Origin of the sequence: Oceanospirillum linum (genome assembly GCF_001995095.2) — a bacterium.
GTDB lineage: Bacteria > Pseudomonadota > Gammaproteobacteria > Pseudomonadales > Halomonadaceae > Oceanospirillum > Oceanospirillum linum.
Genome location: NZ_MTSD02000003.1, coordinates 57885 through 75319, shown reverse-complemented (window position 1 = coordinate 75319; position 17435 = coordinate 57885). Strand labels below are relative to the sequence as shown.

At 49.3% G+C, this 17435-nt stretch carries 16 protein-coding genes and 1 pseudogene; 9 read left to right on the top strand and 8 right to left on the bottom strand.

Annotation, left to right across the window (positions count from 1 at the left end):
• Positions 1 to 21 precede the first annotated feature (21 nt).
• The 6 genes from rlmB to dnaB all read left to right on the top strand — a co-directional run bounded on the left by rlmB (position 22) and on the right by dnaB (position 4693).
• Entirely contained in the window at positions 22 to 864 is an 843-nt protein-coding gene (gene rlmB, locus BTA35_RS08365) for a 23S rRNA (guanosine(2251)-2'-O)-methyltransferase RlmB (RefSeq protein ID WP_078319369.1), read from the top strand.
• Positions 865 to 1041: 177 nt separating this feature from the next.
• A complete protein-coding gene (rpsF, locus tag BTA35_RS08360; protein ID WP_078319368.1) occupies positions 1042 to 1461 on the top strand; it encodes a 30S ribosomal protein S6 in 420 nt (139 codons plus the stop codon).
• Between the two features lie 30 nt (positions 1462 to 1491).
• On the top strand, positions 1492 to 1719 hold the full coding sequence (gene rpsR / locus BTA35_RS08355; RefSeq protein ID WP_028299482.1) for a 30S ribosomal protein S18: 228 nt from the start codon (positions 1492 to 1494) through the stop codon (positions 1717 to 1719).
• A 26-nt stretch (positions 1720 to 1745) separates the two neighbouring features.
• Positions 1746 to 2612, top strand: a complete 867-nt coding sequence (locus BTA35_RS08350; protein WP_078319367.1) for a hypothetical protein — start codon at positions 1746 to 1748, stop codon at positions 2610 to 2612.
• Between the two features lie 20 nt (positions 2613 to 2632).
• Positions 2633 to 3082: a 50S ribosomal protein L9 gene (gene rplI / locus BTA35_RS08345; protein WP_078319366.1), complete on the top strand. Its 450-nt coding sequence runs from the start codon at positions 2633 to 2635 to the stop codon at positions 3080 to 3082.
• 207 nt (positions 3083 to 3289) lie between these two features.
• On the top strand, positions 3290 to 4693 hold the full coding sequence (gene dnaB, locus BTA35_RS08340) for a replicative DNA helicase (protein ID WP_078319365.1): 1404 nt from the start codon (positions 3290 to 3292) through the stop codon (positions 4691 to 4693).
• Between the two features lie 12 nt (positions 4694 to 4705).
• Here the strand turns inward: dnaB and BTA35_RS08335 are convergent, their stop codons facing one another.
• Together BTA35_RS08335 and BTA35_RS08330 are read right to left on the bottom strand one after the other, a co-directional pair.
• Positions 4706 to 5191 (bottom strand): hypothetical protein, encoded by a 486-nt coding sequence (locus tag BTA35_RS08335; RefSeq protein ID WP_078319364.1) that lies wholly within the window; start codon positions 5189 to 5191, stop codon positions 4706 to 4708.
• A 95-nt stretch (positions 5192 to 5286) separates the two neighbouring features.
• Positions 5287 to 5619: a DUF3392 family protein gene (locus BTA35_RS08330; protein ID WP_238377536.1), complete on the bottom strand. Its 333-nt coding sequence runs from the start codon at positions 5617 to 5619 to the stop codon at positions 5287 to 5289.
• A gap of 247 nt (positions 5620 to 5866) precedes the next feature.
• On the opposite strand from BTA35_RS08330, the gene BTA35_RS08325 reads away from it, so the two are divergent.
• Positions 5867 to 6166, top strand: coding sequence for a hypothetical protein (locus BTA35_RS08325; protein WP_078319363.1), 300 nt, complete (start codon positions 5867 to 5869; stop codon positions 6164 to 6166).
• 95 nt (positions 6167 to 6261) lie between these two features.
• Here the strand turns inward: BTA35_RS08325 and BTA35_RS08320 are convergent, their stop codons facing one another.
• Positions 6262 to 7152, bottom strand: a complete 891-nt coding sequence (locus BTA35_RS08320) for a prephenate dehydratase (RefSeq protein WP_078319362.1) — start codon at positions 7150 to 7152, stop codon at positions 6262 to 6264.
• A gap of 207 nt (positions 7153 to 7359) precedes the next feature.
• Between BTA35_RS08320 and BTA35_RS08315 the strand changes: the two genes are divergently transcribed.
• On the top strand, positions 7360 to 8982 hold the full coding sequence (locus BTA35_RS08315; protein WP_078319361.1) for a methyl-accepting chemotaxis protein: 1623 nt from the start codon (positions 7360 to 7362) through the stop codon (positions 8980 to 8982).
• 157 nt (positions 8983 to 9139) lie between these two features.
• On the opposite strand, the gene BTA35_RS08310 is transcribed toward BTA35_RS08315, so the two are convergent.
• Positions 9140 to 9952: a nuclease-related domain-containing protein gene (locus BTA35_RS08310; RefSeq protein ID WP_078319360.1), complete on the bottom strand. Its 813-nt coding sequence runs from the start codon at positions 9950 to 9952 to the stop codon at positions 9140 to 9142.
• A 254-nt stretch (positions 9953 to 10206) separates the two neighbouring features.
• Here BTA35_RS08310 and parC point away from each other — a divergent pair, with 254 nt between their 5' ends.
• On the top strand, positions 10207 to 12474 hold the full coding sequence (parC, locus tag BTA35_RS08305) for a DNA topoisomerase IV subunit A (RefSeq protein WP_078319359.1): 2268 nt from the start codon (positions 10207 to 10209) through the stop codon (positions 12472 to 12474).
• A gap of 583 nt (positions 12475 to 13057) precedes the next feature.
• Here parC and fdxA read toward each other — a convergent pair.
• The 4 genes and pseudogenes from fdxA to BTA35_RS08285 all read right to left on the bottom strand — a co-directional run bounded on the left by fdxA (position 13058) and on the right by BTA35_RS08285 (position 17397).
• Positions 13058 to 13396: a ferredoxin FdxA gene (gene fdxA, locus BTA35_RS08300; protein ID WP_078319358.1), complete on the bottom strand. Its 339-nt coding sequence runs from the start codon at positions 13394 to 13396 to the stop codon at positions 13058 to 13060.
• A gap of 11 nt (positions 13397 to 13407) precedes the next feature.
• Positions 13408 to 15971, bottom strand: a pseudogene (mutS, locus tag BTA35_RS08295) (DNA mismatch repair protein MutS).
• 321 nt (positions 15972 to 16292) lie between these two features.
• Positions 16293 to 16970: an AcfA family outer membrane beta-barrel protein gene (locus BTA35_RS08290; RefSeq protein WP_078319357.1), complete on the bottom strand. Its 678-nt coding sequence runs from the start codon at positions 16968 to 16970 to the stop codon at positions 16293 to 16295.
• Positions 16971 to 17034: 64 nt separating this feature from the next.
• Positions 17035 to 17397, bottom strand: a complete 363-nt coding sequence (locus BTA35_RS08285; RefSeq protein ID WP_078319356.1) for a YgiW/YdeI family stress tolerance OB fold protein — start codon at positions 17395 to 17397, stop codon at positions 17035 to 17037.
• Positions 17398 to 17435: the final 38 nt, after the last annotated feature.

Here is a 17435-nt window from a genome sequence, read left to right as displayed (position 1 = left end):
AAACTGTAATCAGGTACGTTAGTGAAACAGCACAGAAATGAACGCCCCCAAAACAGAAGTGAACGTCCCCAGCATAGCGGTGGCAAAAAGCAGCAGGGCAGACGTAAAGCGTCCAGGAAGCCAGCGGTTGAAGCGGTGTTTGGTATCCATGCTGTCACCAGCCTTCTGGAGCGTCAGCCTGAACAGGTGATCAGTCTTCATCTTATGAAAGGGCGTGAAGATGATAAGCTGGATAAGATTGCTCGTTTGGCCTCCCAAATCGGCCTTCAGCAGGAACTAATGGAGCGAGACCTGCTGGATGAGATGACCGGCGGCCTGGTCCATCAAGGGGTTGTTGCTGTCTGTAAACCGCTGAAAACCTATAGTGAGCAATGGCTGTTTGATCGGTTGGCAGAGAGATCGTCACCTTTACTGCTGGTATTAGATGGCGTAACTGACCCGCACAATCTGGGGGCGGTATTACGAACGGCTGATGCGGCAGGTGCTGATGCGGTTATTGTTCCCAAGGATAAATCAGCAACCCTGAACGCCACGGTACGTAAGGTAGCCTGCGGGGCGGCTGAAGTGATGCCGGTTGTTAGTGTCACAAACCTGTCCCGTTGCCTGGATGAATTAAAGCAGCATGGTGTCTGGGTCATGGGAACGGCTGGCGAGGCGGATCAGGGGTTATATGAAACGGATCTGACCGGCCCGACTGCGTTGGTGATGGGAGCTGAAGGTAAAGGGATGCGCCGTTTGACCCGTGAGCACTGCGATCTGTTGGTCAATCTGCCGATGGCCGGTGAAGTCAGCAGTCTGAATGTTTCTGTAGCCAGCGGTGTTTGCTTGTACGAAGCCGTCCGCCAGCGCTCGCAGACCGCTTAGACACGGTCTGCGCATATACTTTATTCAGGAAATATTCTTTTGCAGGATGATTTCTCTTGCGTCTTATTTTCTGGGTCTGTAAGATCTCGCGGTTGTTTTTAAACAACGTTTCTTTCCACTCCTTGCTTTTCTGGGGAACAAACCCTTTGAGAAGCTGTAAAACCGTAAGGAGCTATAATGCGTCATTACGAAGTTGTGTTCATGGTTCATCCGGACCAGAGCGAACAGGTTCCAGCAATGATCGAGCGTTACACCAGCCTGGTACAGGACAATGGTGGTTCGGTTCATCGTATGGAAGATTGGGGTCGTCGTCATCTGGCATACCCAATTAACAAGATTCACAAAGCTCACTATGTTCTGATGAACGTAGAGACAACCAGTGAGGTTGTTGATGAGCTGACTGAGATCTTCCGTTACAACGATGCGATCATCCGTAATCTGGTTGTTCGTACCAAAAATGCTGTAACTGAAGCATCTCCGGTAAAAGCAGAAGCCTCTCGTGAAGATCGTCGTGACGATCGTAAACCAGAGCGTGCTCCGGAAGCCCAGGCTGAATCTAAAGAAGAAGTAGCTCCGGCTGCTGACTCTGAAGAGTAATTTTTAACAGACTTATTGGGAGTATATTCCATGGCACGTTTTTTCCGTCGTCGTAAGTTCTGCCGTTTCACCGCTGAAGGTGTAGATCAGATCGATTATAAAGACATCGAAACTCTGAAAAGCTACATCACTGAAACTGGCAAGATCGTTCCAAGCCGTATCACGGGTACTAAAGCACGTTATCAGCGTCAGCTGGCTACCGCTATTAAGCGCGCCCGCTACCTGGCTCTGCTGCCGTACACCGACGGCCACCAGTAAGATTTAAAACGATATAAGGCAGGTGCATGCGTTCTATCGCACAATATGCACTAAAATCGCGGACTAACGCGATTATAGCAACAGCGTTAAGTGCAGCTATTCCATTTTTATTCTGGATTGCTGCCGCTGTTGTCAGTGTGGTCACTCTGAGAAAGGGTGGCAAAGATGGCAGTCAGGTGATGCTCTGGGGCTCGCTGCCTGCTCTCTTTTGGTTTGCTCAGGGCGACCTAACCCCTGCGTTTGTAATAATCGGTGCCTATATTATGGCACTGGTACTCAGGCACAGCGTCAGCTGGTCGCAAACGCTATTGGTGGGCGCTGGTATCGGAGCTGTTACCGCGAGTACAGTTCAGTGGTTACCGCCGGAATTAATGCTTGATCTTGCCCAGGCAAGTCGGGAAATGATTCTGAGTGAAGCTGAGCTGGCGGAGAGTCCTGGTGTTGAGCTTGATCAGTTTCTGGTCGGGCTTTTCTCCGGTGTTATCTCTGCGGTGCATGCGCTGATGATGACGGGGAGCCTTATGCTGGCCCGTTTCTGGCAAGCTGCCCTGTATAATCCGGGTGGTTTCCAGAAAGAATTTCATCAGCTGCGTCTTCCGGTCTGGGCAGGTCTTATTTTGGGTGGCATGGTTGTTTTCGGTGCGGGTATTACCCCCGAGGCGATCAAGTGGATTCCCTCACTGACACTGCCGTTGGTTTTTGCCTGTATCGCTTTAGTACATGCTGTTGTAACGATCAAACAACTGAGTTCGTTTTGGCTGACAGCCTTCTATTTTGTGCTGTTTTTTGCCGGACACTCACTGTACGTATTGATGATTTTTGTGGCGCTGCTTGATAGTAGTCTGAATTTCCGTAAAAGGCTGATGAAGCCTTCAGATGATGAAGCGCCATAAAATAGAAAGAGGTTAACGAGATGGAAGTTATTCTGCTCGAGAAAGTAGGCAAACTGGGTGGCTTAGGCGACAAAGTAACCGTTAAGCCTGGTTATGGCCGCAACTTCCTGTTGCCATACGGCAAAGCTGTTGTAGCAACAGAAGCAAACATTGCTGAGTTCGAAACCCGCCGTGCTGAGCTTGAAGCTCAGGCTGCAGAGATCAAAGCTGAAGCAGAAGCTCGTGCTGCTGCTCTGGGTGAGATTGAACTGTCTATCGGTGCTAAAGCTGGTGACGAAGGTAAGCTGTTCGGTTCTATCGGTACACGTGATCTGGCAGAAGCAATTAGCTCTGCTGGCATCGATGTAGCGAAAAGCGAAGTTCGTCTGCCGGAAGGTCCGATTCGCACCGTTGGTGAATTCGACGTTGCAATCCAGCTGCATAGCGATGTTATGACTTCAGTTCGCGTTATCGTGACATCTGAAGAATAAGATCTGCTGATCAGCTCTGAAAGGCACTTTGGGTTTTCCCGGGTGCCTTTTTTTATTCCTTTTTTTTGGTATATCGTTAAGCGCCTGGAAAATTAACGAAAGCCTTTTCCGGTGTTGTCCCTTCCTCTTTTTTGTCATCTTTACGGGCATCAATTTTCAGATACACTTAGTCACCACTTCATCTTTACCCAGGAGAATCTCAGGTTTATGTCCGAACGAACTGATACCGATAAGCAAACCGAAGCTCTCAAAATCCCTCCTTATTCACTGGAGGCGGAACGATCGGTGTTGGGTGGTCTGCTGCTGGATAACGAAGCCTGGGATGCTGTAGCTGAACGTATCAGTGCCCATGACTTTTATCGCCGGGACCATAAGCTGATCTTTAACGCGATGATGGAGCTTGCTGAACGCGCTCAGCCGTTTGATGTGATTACTATTTCTGAGCTGCTTGATGATCGTAAAGAGCTGGACCAGGTCGGCGGGTTAGCATATCTGGCTGAAGTGGCTCGCAATACACCATCTGCCAGCAATATTGCCGCTTACGCTTCAATTGTTCAGGAGCGTTCGACGCTGCGCCAGATGATTCATGCCGCTAATAAGATTGCTGAAAGCGCCTACGATACTGAAGGGCGGACATCTGATGAGCTGCTGAATGAGGCTGAACAGCTGGTGTTCTCCATCGCTGAAAACAGGCCTAAGGTGGGGGGGCCGGAAGGTGTGGTTTCTATTCTGCAGAAAACAGTCGACCGTATTGATGAGCTTTATCGCCTGGATTCTTCTATGACCGGTATTGCCACAGGCTTCACGGATCTTGATGGTATGACATCCGGCCTGCAGCCCTCCGATTTGGTTATTGTTGCCGGGCGTCCATCGATGGGTAAAACCACCTTTGCCATGAATATTGTCGAGAATGTGGCCCTGACCCAAGAGAAACCGGTGGTGGTGTTCAGTATGGAGATGCCCAGTGATTCTCTGATGCTGCGTATGCTATCTTCCCTGGGACGTATCGACCAGACTAAGGTGCGTACCGGTAAGCTGGATGATGATGATTGGCCGCGGCTTATGTCTGCAGTTAACTTGCTGGAAAAGAAAAAACTCTTTATTGACGATACAGCGGGTTTAAGCCCCAGTGAGATGCGCTCCCGTGTACGCCGTCTGCATCGGGAGAATGGCGATATAGGGCTGGTGATGATCGATTATCTTCAGCTGATGCGTGTTCCGGGTTTAGCGGATAACCGCACCGGAGAGATCTCAGAGATTTCCCGCTCTCTTAAAGCACTCGCAAAAGAGTTTAATTGCCCTGTAATCGCACTTTCTCAGTTGAACCGGAGTCTGGAGCAGCGTCCGAATAAACGACCTGTGATGTCAGATCTGCGTGAATCCGGTGCGATCGAGCAGGATGCTGACGTTATCGCCTTTATCTATCGTGATGAGGTGTACAACAAAGAGGATGAAGCGAATAAGGGCATTGCAGAAGTTATTATTGGTAAGCAGCGTAACGGCCCTATCGGTAGTGTTAAACTCGCTTTCCGGGGGCAATTTACCCGTTTTGAAGATCTGGCTCCCGAACATTATGCTCAGTACGTTGAAGCCATGGGCGGTGACGAATAGACCGTTCCCCCCTCAGCAGAGCATGCACTGTTGTCGGCGGCGATCATAGTGTTCAGTCAACACTTGAGTTGCCTCGGCAGCATCAAACACCCCCAGTAATTCTGAGCGATAATCCGCTGTATAGAAAAGCATCAGTTTGTCTGATGCTTCTTCACTGTCTGGCTTTAGCAGGTAGCCGCTAAACGCTGTGCCAAATACTCCATGGAGGGGTGGGAGCACAGGTGGCGTATCCAGCCTTCTGAGCTGCTGAGCTTCAGCCTGGCCCAAAGCGATAGCTGGTGTGGTCAAAGGCTTTAGTATAAAGCGTTTCGCATGCTCTTCTAATATTGCTTCCGACGTAAAATAACCTAGCATCAGACTGTCTTCAGCCTGATCAGCAAGCCAGAAAAGTGCAAAATTCTGCCTTTCCTGATCAGAGAATGCCGCCAGCTCTCCGGGGGTTTGCCGGATGCCTGCGGCAGAATAGCTTTTACGGAAAATACAATGATGTTTATCCATGCTGTAGGTTGACCTGGTGTCTTTTCCGGTGAAATATCATGGGTATACCTGACGGTTGAAGTCTGTCGTATTCTCTGTTTCTGAGGCGCTACTGGTCAGATCTGACGGCGCCTTTCAGCCAGTAAACCAACCAGTAGGAAGAGAAGCATGATGGCAGGTGCCAGGTAAAGACCTGGTATACGATTAATGATGTCTTCCAATACGGGTGTTGCATATACCGTGAGAGCACCGTAACCAAACGCACATAACACAACAAAACCGATCAGCCGGATGATGTATGGATAGGGGCGGAGTTGTTGCTTGACGATACGGTTTATCTCATCGCCATAAATAACTAATAAAGTAGCAATAAGTGCAAGTGCAATATTATCGCTGTGAGGGCGGATCCAGTCAGCCATAGCCAGAAGCAGTTCGCGAAGCATTTCCATAGAGTCAGATTCCTTGTTTGGGAAAAGAGTTAGTTTACTGATTGCTTTTTGAACCACCAGCTAAAAAAGTAAGAACCTTTGACGGATTGTATTTCGACTTATGGCATTTTGTTGTTTTGTAACTTGTCTCTTGCGAAATAAGCCCTATAATCCATCGCCTTTCGTTTGGGTGAACAGATTAGATTTTACGTTTCTCTGCTCAGGCAACTTTGTTTAAAATATTTGGCTCAACATAAAAGGAGCATTCATGGCTGGTAACTTCCGTCCCGGTGCACGCCGACAACGCGCACCTAAGCTTCAAGGAAAGGGAAAACTGGAATCTGTTGTTACGGAAGGACCGTTTCAGGAATGGCTGGGAATGCCTGAGCTGTATCGCCACGCTCTGATTGTGGATGGTATTACATACTCTTACCAGACTGAAGACCCCGAACTCTCTGTGAGTGAGGGTGATATTGTTGTGTTTCGCTACAAAGAGAATAAGCAGGGTAACTGGATTGACCGCAACTCTCTTGGGGTCTGGATCGACCCGGCGACGTATAACCAGTAATTTTTCTGCTGCTGATACTGGCGGGAGCATTGCTCCCGCTGCTTTGTTTTTGTCGTACCAGGTATTTTCTTTCTGCTCAATGTTGCCTGACTGGGTTAAGAAATAGCTCCCTTGGATTGTCGCCATGGGCTGGGGATATAGGTTCCCAGAATACGGATATCCTCTGCAAAAAAAGAGAGTTCCTCAAGGGCATTGATCATTCCCTGTTCGCATTGGTGTGCCTCAACATCCATATAAAAAGACGTTGCCTGAAAGCTACCCGTGTCCATATAACTTTCAAGTTTCACCATATTGATGCCATTGGTGGCAAACCCGCCCATTGCCTTATAAAGAGCTGCAGGCAGGTTGCGCACTCTGAACATCAATGACGTCAGATATTTTTGACCAGAACGATACTCCGGCATGTCTGCTTCCCGCGACAAGATAATAAAACGGGTTGTGTTGCCATCATGATCCTGGAAGTTTTCCCTCAGAATATCCATATCGTAAAGTTCTGCTGCCAGAGAAGATGCGATAGCGGCACGGCTTTGATCCTGTAGCTGCATAATTTCATGGGCCGCCCCTGCGGTATCAGATTTCACATCGGTTTCCAGCCCCAGTTGCATAATATTGCTATCACACTGAGCTAAGGCCTGAGGGTGGGAGCAGACGGTCTTTATCTGACTCAGGCTGCTGCCCTTAAGCGCGATCAGGCAGTGGCTGATACCCTCAAAGTGCTCACCAACAATTGAGAGCTGTGTTTTTGGCAGCTGCCGATAGATCTCCTCTACACGCCCGGCAGTCGAGTTTTCGATTGGAATCATAGCGAGACCCGCTTCTTTTCTTTCTACTTTTTGCATCGCTTCGGTAAAGGTTGCACAGGGCACGGGTGAGAGATGAGGGCGTGCATTACGGCAGGCAAGATGCGAGTACGCGCCAAGGTGACCCTGGAATGCAATAACCTGATCATATTTGGATGGCGATGTTTTGATTTCAGACACTGACATTTTCCTGTGAAAGCCGTAGGTTAGATGATGTACAAACGGAGTAAGTCATGGCATGTTGTGTTAACACTGAGCAGCCATAAAAGAATTAACAAAAAATATATGGTTGGTTACTTCTATAGCTTAACTTTACCGTTAAAGTTAAGCCAAGCATGATAATCACAAAACGAGCCAGAATTAAAAAATAGCGCTGGAAAGGCGGAGAGTATAATGAGTCAGACTTCCCCAGGAACCTCCATTCAAACCAAAATCACTGTAGCCTTGCTTTTGGTCTTTGTTTTGGTACTTGTTGTATCCATGATTTTCAGCGTCCGCAATGAGCGGGAGATGGTTGAAGAGGTTATTTGGCAGCATACTCAGGATACTGCTGACTCTTATTTTGACGCGGTTAATATCATGATGATAACTGGTACTCTGGAAAATCGGGATATTTTACGCAAAAAAGTGATGAGTCAGCCGGATGTTGTGGATGCCCGTATTATTCGGGGCCCGGATATCAATAAGTTTTTTGGCCCTGGGCGCCCCGAGGAAAAAGCATCGGATGAACTGGATCGCCGTGCTCTTTCCGGTGAAAAAATAACGCATATCAGTGAAACTGAAACGGGAAGAGTTCTTACCGTCCTGAACCCTGTTCGGGCCAGTAAGGATTATCGGGGTACGAACTGCCTTGCCTGCCACATTGTAGAAGAAGGGACTGTTTTGGGGGCCGTGCGTGTCAGTTACTCACTGGCGACCCTGGATAGCCATATCAGCGCTAATTTGTGGCGTCTTGGGCTTACACAAGTTGCGCTCTTCTTTGTCGGTTTTCTGGTCATTATCTACCTGCTACGACGTCTTATTGTAACGCCTCTGAACCGGGTGCGAAGTGTAATGCAGCAGGTTGAGCGCCAGTCAGATCTTGCCGTAGAAGTCAGTAATGTCCAGAGTAATGATGAGATAGGTGCCCTGGCGACCGCTTTTAACAATATGCTGACCCGGTTCCGGGGAAGTATGCAGCAGGTTTCCGGAACAACCCATCAGTTGAAAGAGGCCGCAGAACGTATATCAAAAGTCTCTGAGAGCACCGTCTCTGCAGTACGGGATCAGCAGGCGGGTACAGAAACGGTTGTTTCAGCCATGCAGCAGGTTGAGAATAATGCCCATGAGGTAAAGTCGTACGCAGAAAGTGCCTCCGGTGCGTCCTCCAGTGCTGATGAGCAAGCCAGATTGGGTGCCTCCCTTACAGGGACGGCTATTTCAGCTATTAGCCGCCTGACCGGAGAGATAGAGCAGGCTGCAGGTGTTATCAGTAAGGTGGGCAATTACAGTAATGAGGTGGGGACTGTCCTGGATGTTATCACCTCAATTGCAGAGCAAACTAACTTATTGGCTCTGAATGCTGCTATTGAGGCTGCCCGGGCCGGTGAAGCCGGTCGTGGTTTTGCTGTTGTGGCTGATGAGGTACGCTCACTGGCGACCCGAACCCATGAGTCTACTCAGGAGGTTCATCAGACCATCGAACAGTTACAGAAAGAAGTGACAGAAGCTATTGAGGTGATGCAGAGCGCCCAGGAGAGTACCCACAACAGTGTTAGTGAGGTCGAAAAAGTAGCGTCTTCTCTACAGGAAATCGCCGAGGCCGTGACTGGAATTAACGCTCTGAACAGTCAGATGACGCTTTCCGCTCAACAACAGGAAATTGCTTCTGCAGAGGTTAATCGTAACGTGAAAGAGATTAGTGCCATTGCGGAGCAGACCTCTGCAGAGGCTAATGAAGGTGTCGCTGTTAGTGATAGCCTGCTGAAGTTGGCCGTTGATCTTGAGAAGATGGTTGATCAGTTTAAGTTACGCTAGTGATCTGTTTTACAGGGAATACACCATAAAAAGCTTCACTTTATGGGGGGCTTTCCCAGTGTGACAATTCTTATGAAAAAGGGCTGATCAGATCTGATCAGCCCTTTTTTTGTCGCTTACAGGCCAGGCCTTGCAAGGATAAAACAGTCAAGTGATTTTAATCCGACTCGTTGACCATTTGCTCCGGTTTTTTGCGGCTGGGTTTGATGCTGCTGGCTTTTATAACCCCGGGGCCGCCGCCTATCTGCTTTGTACGTACAATTACTCGTTTTCCCGACTGCCCACTGCCCGAGCTTGCTCCGGATGCGGTCTGGTCTGGCTGGGCTACAGGGTAGCTCTCTCTATCAATCTCGTTACCAACAAGATAATCTGCGCAGGCAAACATATCTGAAGAGAAAAAGCGAAAAACATCCATGCCACCAAACTGTTGATACACCCGCTTTTTATAGGAATTAAAGTGCCGGGTAATTGTTTGTGTCAGTTGCTCAGAGAACAGGATAGCAGATGAGTTAATGCCATTACCCTGCAATCCACTCTTGGGAGCCTGAATAAACATCAACTCAATGGGCATACCATCAAAGGTTTTCTGAACGCCATTATGTTTGCTCATAATGGTTTCAACATTTTTTACCAAATCATCCCGAAGAGCTTTGCTGGCGTGCTTGTAGAGGTCAATGGGATTTTCCATTGGAATATCACGGCCTTTAACACTGCGTGACCACTCGCCGCGATAGTTCACTTCAATCTTGCCATAGAGGGTACGGCTACTGATCAATGTCATGCCATATGTATGAAGCACTGCATGGTCGACGGTAATCTGCCGGTCATATACTTCAATCTGAAGATTGTTAATCACAATCATATCAGTGCTTTCAGCAAAGGCGGTTTTCAGCTTGTTAGCGACATCGGCGCAACTTTCTTCTGCTCGTGAGTCACTTTCAGGACGAAATTTATATTCGGTCAGAATCATTATTAATGGGCTCTGGTAAAAATATTACGCTTAAAGTGAAGTCTTATCCTACTGATTGTAGTCAGAAATCGCGCAATTTTAGTAGATTTAATCTATCGGCTGCTTTGCAGAAATCTTAACGACTAAAAAGCATGAAAATTGATTAAGTCCAGTATCTGATGATCTGGTGGCGATGAATCCTGTAAAAATAACCAGATGTTAGATAGACTTGGCTAAAATTTTCCGTGTGAACAATCAGTGGATTACCAAATCGGATGAGTGCACCAATTAACCCAGCAGACCCCAGCTTCGATGGTGTTGAGCAGATTTCGCTCAAACAGTACACCGAGAAAGCTTACCTTGATTACTCTATGTACGTCATTCTTGATCGTGCACTTCCTCATCTTGGTGATGGGCTTAAACCTGTTCAGCGCCGGATAATCTATGCGATGTCTGAACTGGGTCTCAAAGCCAGTGCCAAACATAAAAAGTCTGCACGTACAGTCGGTGATGTCCTGGGTAAATTCCATCCCCACGGTGACAGCGCCTGCTACGAGGCAATGGTACTGATGGCTCAGCCTTTTTCTTACCGGTATCCTCTGGTGGATGGGCAGGGCAACTGGGGTTCACCGGATGACCCTAAGTCTTTTGCTGCCATGCGTTATACCGAAGCTAAACTGGCTAAGTTCTCTGAGTTGTTGCTATCTGAACTGGGCCACGGTACAGCTGACTGGCTGCCTAACTTCGATGGTACCTTAAATGAGCCTGCGGTATTACCGAGCCGGGTTCCCCATGTGCTTTTAAATGGCTCTACCGGTATTGCAGTAGGGATGGCAACCGATATCCCACCCCATAATTTAAATGAGGTGGTTCAGGCGACAGTACACTTACTGAACAATCCAGCCTCAGGGATATCAGACCTGATGCGCTTTGTTAAGGCACCGGACTACCCTACCGATGCTGAGATTATTACGCCTGAAGCTGATATTCGTAAGCTGTATGAGTCAGGTAAGGGTAGCCTGAAAATGAGAGCGGTTTACCAGATTGAAGACGGTGATGTCGTTGTAACTGCTTTACCGCACCAGGTTTCCGGGGCCAAAGTCCTGGAACAAATTGCGGCACAAATGCAGGCTAAGAAATTGCCGATGGTTGTTGATTTGCGCGATGAGTCGGATCATGAAAACCCGACGCGCCTGGTTATTGTTCCTCGCTCAAACCGGATCGATACAGACTCGATGATGGCCCATCTTTTTGCCACTACAGACCTGGAAAAAAGTTACCGCGTTAACCTGAATATGATCGGTATTGATGGGCGGCCACAGGTTAAGGGTTTATTACAGATTCTGGGAGAGTGGATTAACTTCCGGCGGGCAACGGTTAAACGCAGGCTTGAGCACCGGTTAGAAAAAGTGAATGACCGCCTTCATTTGCTGGAAGGGCTTCTAATCGCTTATCTGAATATTGATGAAGTGATTGATATTATCCGTACAGAAGATCAGCCAAAACAGGAGCTGATCGGCCGCTTTGCTCTCAGTGAACGCCAGGCAGAAGCGATTCTTGAGTTGCGTCTACGCCAGCTGGCGAAACTGGAAGAGATAAAGATACGTGGCGAGCAGGATGAGCTGCAGAATGAACGGGAAGGGCTGGAGCATCTGCTGGGGTCCGATAGTGCTCTGAATCAGCTCATCGAGGACGAATTAACCACAGATGCCGATAGGTTTGGTGATCTCCGCCGTTCACCATTGGTGTGTCGTGAAGAAGCTAAAGCGCTGGATGAAACGGCTCTGGTAAGTGCTGATCCTGTGACTATTGTTTTGTCAAAACAAGGATGGGTACGAGCTGCTAAAGGACATGATATTGATCCGGAAGGCCTGAGCTATAAATCCGGTGATAGTTTTCACCTGGCCTGTAAGGGTAAGTCTAACCAGCAAGCCGTTTTTGTTGATAGCAGTGGCCGAAGTTATTCCTTGCCGGTGCACACGCTACCCTCAGCCAGAGGCCAGGGTGAGCCATTGACCGGGCGTATCAACCCGCCATCCGGTGCAACTTTCCAGGGGCTGGTGATAGCAGAAGATAAACGTCACTTTCTGATGGCTAGTGATGCAGGGTACGGCTTTGTTGTGGCGTCTTCGGATATGCTGGCCAGCAAGAAGGCGGGGAAAGCACTGCTGACCGTGCCGAAAGGGTGTGAGGTTCTGCCACCTAAGCTGATCCCGGAAGGTACTGAAAGCCGAGTTGCCGTGGTGACGACTGAAGGACGTCTTCTTGTCTTTCGCCTGGATCAGCTTCCGGTGCTGAGTAAAGGTAAGGGGAATAAAATGATCGATATTCCATCGGCCAAATCATCGGGTCGGGAAGAGTTTGTTCGTGATCTGATCGTGATGCAGGCCGAAGAACCCTTAACCATTTTTGCAGGAAAGCGCCACCTTAAGCTGAAGCCCTCCGATCTTGAGCATTACCTCGGTGAACGTGGACGACGGGGGAATAAGCTACCCCGTGGTTTCCAAAAGGTTGACCGGCTCGATGTAAACGATGCGGAATAACCTCTTTCTTAAGGTTGTACGGCTGTGATTGCCGGAGATTAAAGAAGGTCGGCGCCCTTGGGTGCTGGCTTTTTTATTTTAACTCCCCTTGGCTCTTGGGCGGATCTCTTCTCAGCTTGTAAGATATTTCCTACAAAACACTAAGATATCAGCGCCACGGAGCAGGGTATAAAGCTCTTAATCGATAAGACATTAATTTTAATCGTTTAAAATCAAATGGTTATATTTTTATGGGGTGGCTGAGGCAGAATTAACCACATAAAAATTGTGTTATTAAATGACGGATATTTGTTAATATGAACCTGCAGTCAGGGAGTGGCAGCAAGCCGGAATGGAGACCGGTACAGGGATTAAGGGAAAAGGAATGGAAACGCGTGGCGAACAGGGATGCAGGATGCATACGTTCATGGAGGCCACAGGGAAGACTTAGGATAAGTCTGCTATCAGGACGATGGCGCTGTCATGGATTGGATGGCAAAGGGACATAGGGCGGCGGGGCCGCCCTTCTCTTTTTCTGATGGAAAACTCATACCAGCCTCAGCCCACTATAAATCTTCCAACCCACTATAAACCTTCCAGCCCATTATAAATCTTCCGGCAGCCCTTCCAGCTTATCCAGTTTGTTTTCAACACCGTCCCACTTTTCAGCATCCGGTAACGGGTCTTTGCGTTCAGCAAGATTTGGCCAGTGTTCTGCCAACATCTCATTCAGTTCAAAAAAATGCTGCATACTGTCCGGCAGTTCATCCTCTGAATAGATCGCGTTTGCCGGGCATTCCGGTTCACATAACGCACAGTCGATACACTCATCCGGGTGAATCACAAGAAAATTTGGCCCTTCATAGAAGCAGTCTACAGGGCAGACCTCTACGCAGTCGGTGTATTTACACTGAATACAGTTATCAGTTACGACAAATGCCATGCTGGTATCCTTTATCGGGTCAACGCTTTCAACTCATAGAGTAGTTCAAGAGCCTGTCGTGGTGTCAGGTCATCCGGGCTGATGCTTTCCAGTTTTTCCAGAGCCGGAGCAGGCTCTGCCACAGAAAACAGATCATTCTGCACTGGCGTGTAAATGGTTCGTACCTGGTCACCGTTCTGATTTTCCTGCTGCTCCAGCTGCACCAGTTTTTCCCGGGCCTGTCCAACAACGTCATGGGGAATACCTGCCAGTTTAGCCACTTGCAGTCCATAGCTTTGGCTGGCTGGCCCTTCCTGAACCTTGTGCATAAAGATGATGTTGTCATTATGCTCCGTGGCGTTCAAATGCAGGTTCATAACACCGTCAAACTGCTCCGGCAGGGCGGTCAGCTCAAAATAGTGGGTGGCAAACAGAGTATAAGCCCGTAGTTTCTGTGCCAGGTGTGCAGCACAGGCCCAGGCCAGCGACAGGCCATCAAAGGTGCTGGTACCCCGGCCAATCTCGTCCATCAGCACCAAAGAACACGGTGTTGCGTTATTAAGGATGTTGGCGGTTTCTGTCATCTCTACCATAAAAGTCGAGCGGCCGCTGGCCAGGTCATCCGAGGAGCCAATACGGGTAAAAATACGATCAATAGGGCCGATTTTTGCACCTTCCGCTGGCACATAGCACCCGGTGTGTGCCAGCAGTACAATAAGGGCAATTTGCCGCATATAGGTAGATTTACCCCCCATGTTCGGGCCGGTAATCACTGCCATACGGTTATCATTGCTAAAGGTAAGGTCATTGGGCACAAAGGGCTGATCCGATACTTGTTCAACCACTGGATGGCGGCCACCTTCAATCAGAATACCGTTATCACGCGTTAGTGTTGGACGTGAGAAGTTCAGGGTTTCCGCCCGTTCGGCAAAGTTATTCAGTGCATCCAGTTCAGATAGGGAAACTGCCAGATTCTGTAGTCCCATCAGGTTTTCATTCAGTTGTTCGATCACCTGTTCGTACAGCGCTTTTTCCCGGGTCAGAGCGCGGGATTTGCTGCTCAGAACCTTGTCTTCAAACTCTTTCAGTTCCGGCGTGATAAAACGCTCGGCATTTTTCAGAGTCTGACGGCGGATATAGTGTGCCGGAGCCTGATCGGACTGCGCGCGACTGATCTCAATGTAATAGCCGTGCACCCGGTTGTAACCCACTTTCAGCGTCGACAGACCTGTGGTGGCTTTCTCCTGCTCTTCCAAGCGGATCAGAAAATCCCCGGCGTGTTCGCTCAGTTGGCGTAATTCATCAAGTTCGGCATCAAAACCTTCAGCAATCACACCGCCATCACGAATGACCACCGGCGGATTATCAATAATCGCCCGAGAAAGTAGATCTGCTTCAACCGGGAAGTCAATGATGGTCTCACGCAGGTGATCGAGAGCGGATTCTTCAATATTGCTTAGCAGTGCTGTTAGCTCTGGAAGTTCCTGCAGAGCATCGCGAAGACGGGCCAGATCTCTGGGACGGGCGCTGCGTAATGCAACACGGGCCAGAATGCGCTCAATATCGCCGATCGCTTTCAGGTGGTCGTAAATACCCTGCCATTGGAAACTGTCCTGAATCGCCTGCACACAGGATTGACGCAAGTGCAGCTGATCGTGACAGCGAATCGGACGGTTTAGCCAGCGGCGCAGCTGACGGCTGCCCATAGCGGTTGCCGTGTTATCCAGTACCGAGGCCAGTGTGTTCTCGGTGCCCCCCCCAGGTTGGTGTCGATCTCCAGATTGCGGCGGCTGGCGGCATCGATCTGAATGCACTCATCCCGGGACTCCTCCTGCAGGGTACGCACATGAGGCAGACCGCTGCGCTGCGTATCTTTCACGTAGTCTAACAAAGCACCTGCGGCACCAATTGCCACGTCCAGATGCTGACAGCCAAAACCGGCCAGATCACGGGTTTCAAACTGACGGCAAAGCTGAGTGGTAGCGCTTTCGGTATCAAACTGCCAGGGTGGAACCAGACGGGCACCTTTACGCTGACTGATCTGAGACTCAAATGCTTCACCTTCATCCAGCAGTAACTCTGCAGGGTCCAGACGCTGAATCTCGGCCAGCAACGCCGCATCATCACTCAGTTCCTGTACGGTAAAACGGCCACTGGTCACATCCAGCGCCGATAGGCCAAATATCTCCCCGCGACGGGTCAGGGCAACCAGCAGGTTATCTTTACGCTCGTCCAGTAGTGCCTCATCACTCACTGTGCCCGGGGTCAGTATGCGAACTACCTTGCGTTCGACGGGGCCTTTGCTCGTTGCCGGATCACCGACCTGTTCAGCAATCGCCACTGACAGACCGCCCCGCACCAGGCGTGCCAGATAGTTCTCCGCAGCATGAAACAGATAGTTCTCCGCAGCATGAAACGGAATACCTGCCATTGGGATCGGCTGCCCGCCGGTTTTCCCCCTGGCCGTCAGTGTAATATCCAGCAGGCTGGCTGCCTTTTTTGCATCATCAAAGAACAGCTCGTAAAAATCCCCCATGCGATAAAAAACAAGCTCGTTCGGGTGATCTTTTTTGATGCTGAAATACTGTTGCATCATGGGCGTATGCTTTTCGCTGGACACGGCATTTCCTATCTGTTCAGGCTGCTTTTGAGGCAGCGGTTTGATGACCAATCAGGGGCGAAAGGAGGCTGAATTCGAATCGGCCATTTTACTGAAATGTGTCAGAGGGTTACAGGTGAAATACCAGAGAATTTATCCAATATACCCGTCGCTGAGGCGTTTTAATGTCCAGCAGAGTATGTCAATGAGATATCACGGAGAGAAGAGTAGGAGTCGTTGAGGGTTGGATTTCTATATTGCGCGGTGAACAAGGTGGCGTTAAAAGTTAAGGGGCTGTCACCAGCCCCTTCTTTTAAATCAGAATGTCCAACCCAGAGTACCGTACAGAGCGCTGGCGGTGTTGTATTTATCCGTGGCAACAGATGCTTCAACGCCCAGGTTCAGCCCTGGCACACTATCCGGCAGTGGTGTGTAGTGAACACCGATACTGGCGATGCCACCCCATGCGGTATCGGTTTCTTTGCTTTGACTGACAACCTGATCGTATTCCCAATCCTCTCCGGGCTTGTCTTCCTCCCATGAGCGCACATAGGAGGCTCGCATCTCGTAGTCGGTATAGGTCAGGCCGAGCCCGCTTTTCAGTAACCATTGGCGATCCAGGTCCCAATAGTAGACGCCTTTAATAGCCACCTGGCTGGCATCAAACGTAGCATCTTTATCCTCTTCATATTCATTTGGTGTACCCCCTGTTACACCACCAGGAAGAGATGGGATAGCTGTGAGTGTTGAGAACTCATGGTCTTCTTTTCCCTCCATATTCCGATGACTGATCTCAATCCCGAAGCTTTCAAAGCGATAGCCCAGGGTGATCTGTTGCGAGCTGTCATTGCTGTCGGGCTTCAGACGAGTGTTATCGGAAAATACAACCGCTTCATCATGATCCATTTCAGCGGTGCCTAAGCCCAGTTGCAGATAAGCGTCAGCCTGAGAGAGCGGTGAAATAGCCAGCAGTGCCAGAGGCAGATATTTTTTCATGGGTTAACTCCATATGTGTCTGATGTTTTAGTTGGTCTGCTAAGAAAGCCCGGTAAAAGAGATCTCAGTCTGCGATGATTTTTTCCAGAGCATCCACTTCCAGGCTGGTATGCCCCGGGTCCTGATCAATCTCACCCCAGAGCAGAATGGTTTGTTCCGACGTGAGTTGCAGACCGCGCCATAGGTGGTTGCTGATTTCGACGGTTAGCGTGCCGCTATTGTCTTTAAGCAGATAGTCTTCATCTGAAAGCCGCTTGATAATACGGCCCTTAACGCAGACCTGACTGTCGTCATGAGCTTGCTGGGCCTGAGCGAGAGAAAGGATTGGACAATGGTCCGGTACAGCATGGGTTGCATGTGCTGTCAGAGAAAGCGTTGCCAGAGAGATGGTTAAAGCCGGGAAAAGAATGAAATTGGTAGATCGCATACTGAACTCCTTGGGAATGACCAACAGGTTCAGTATGC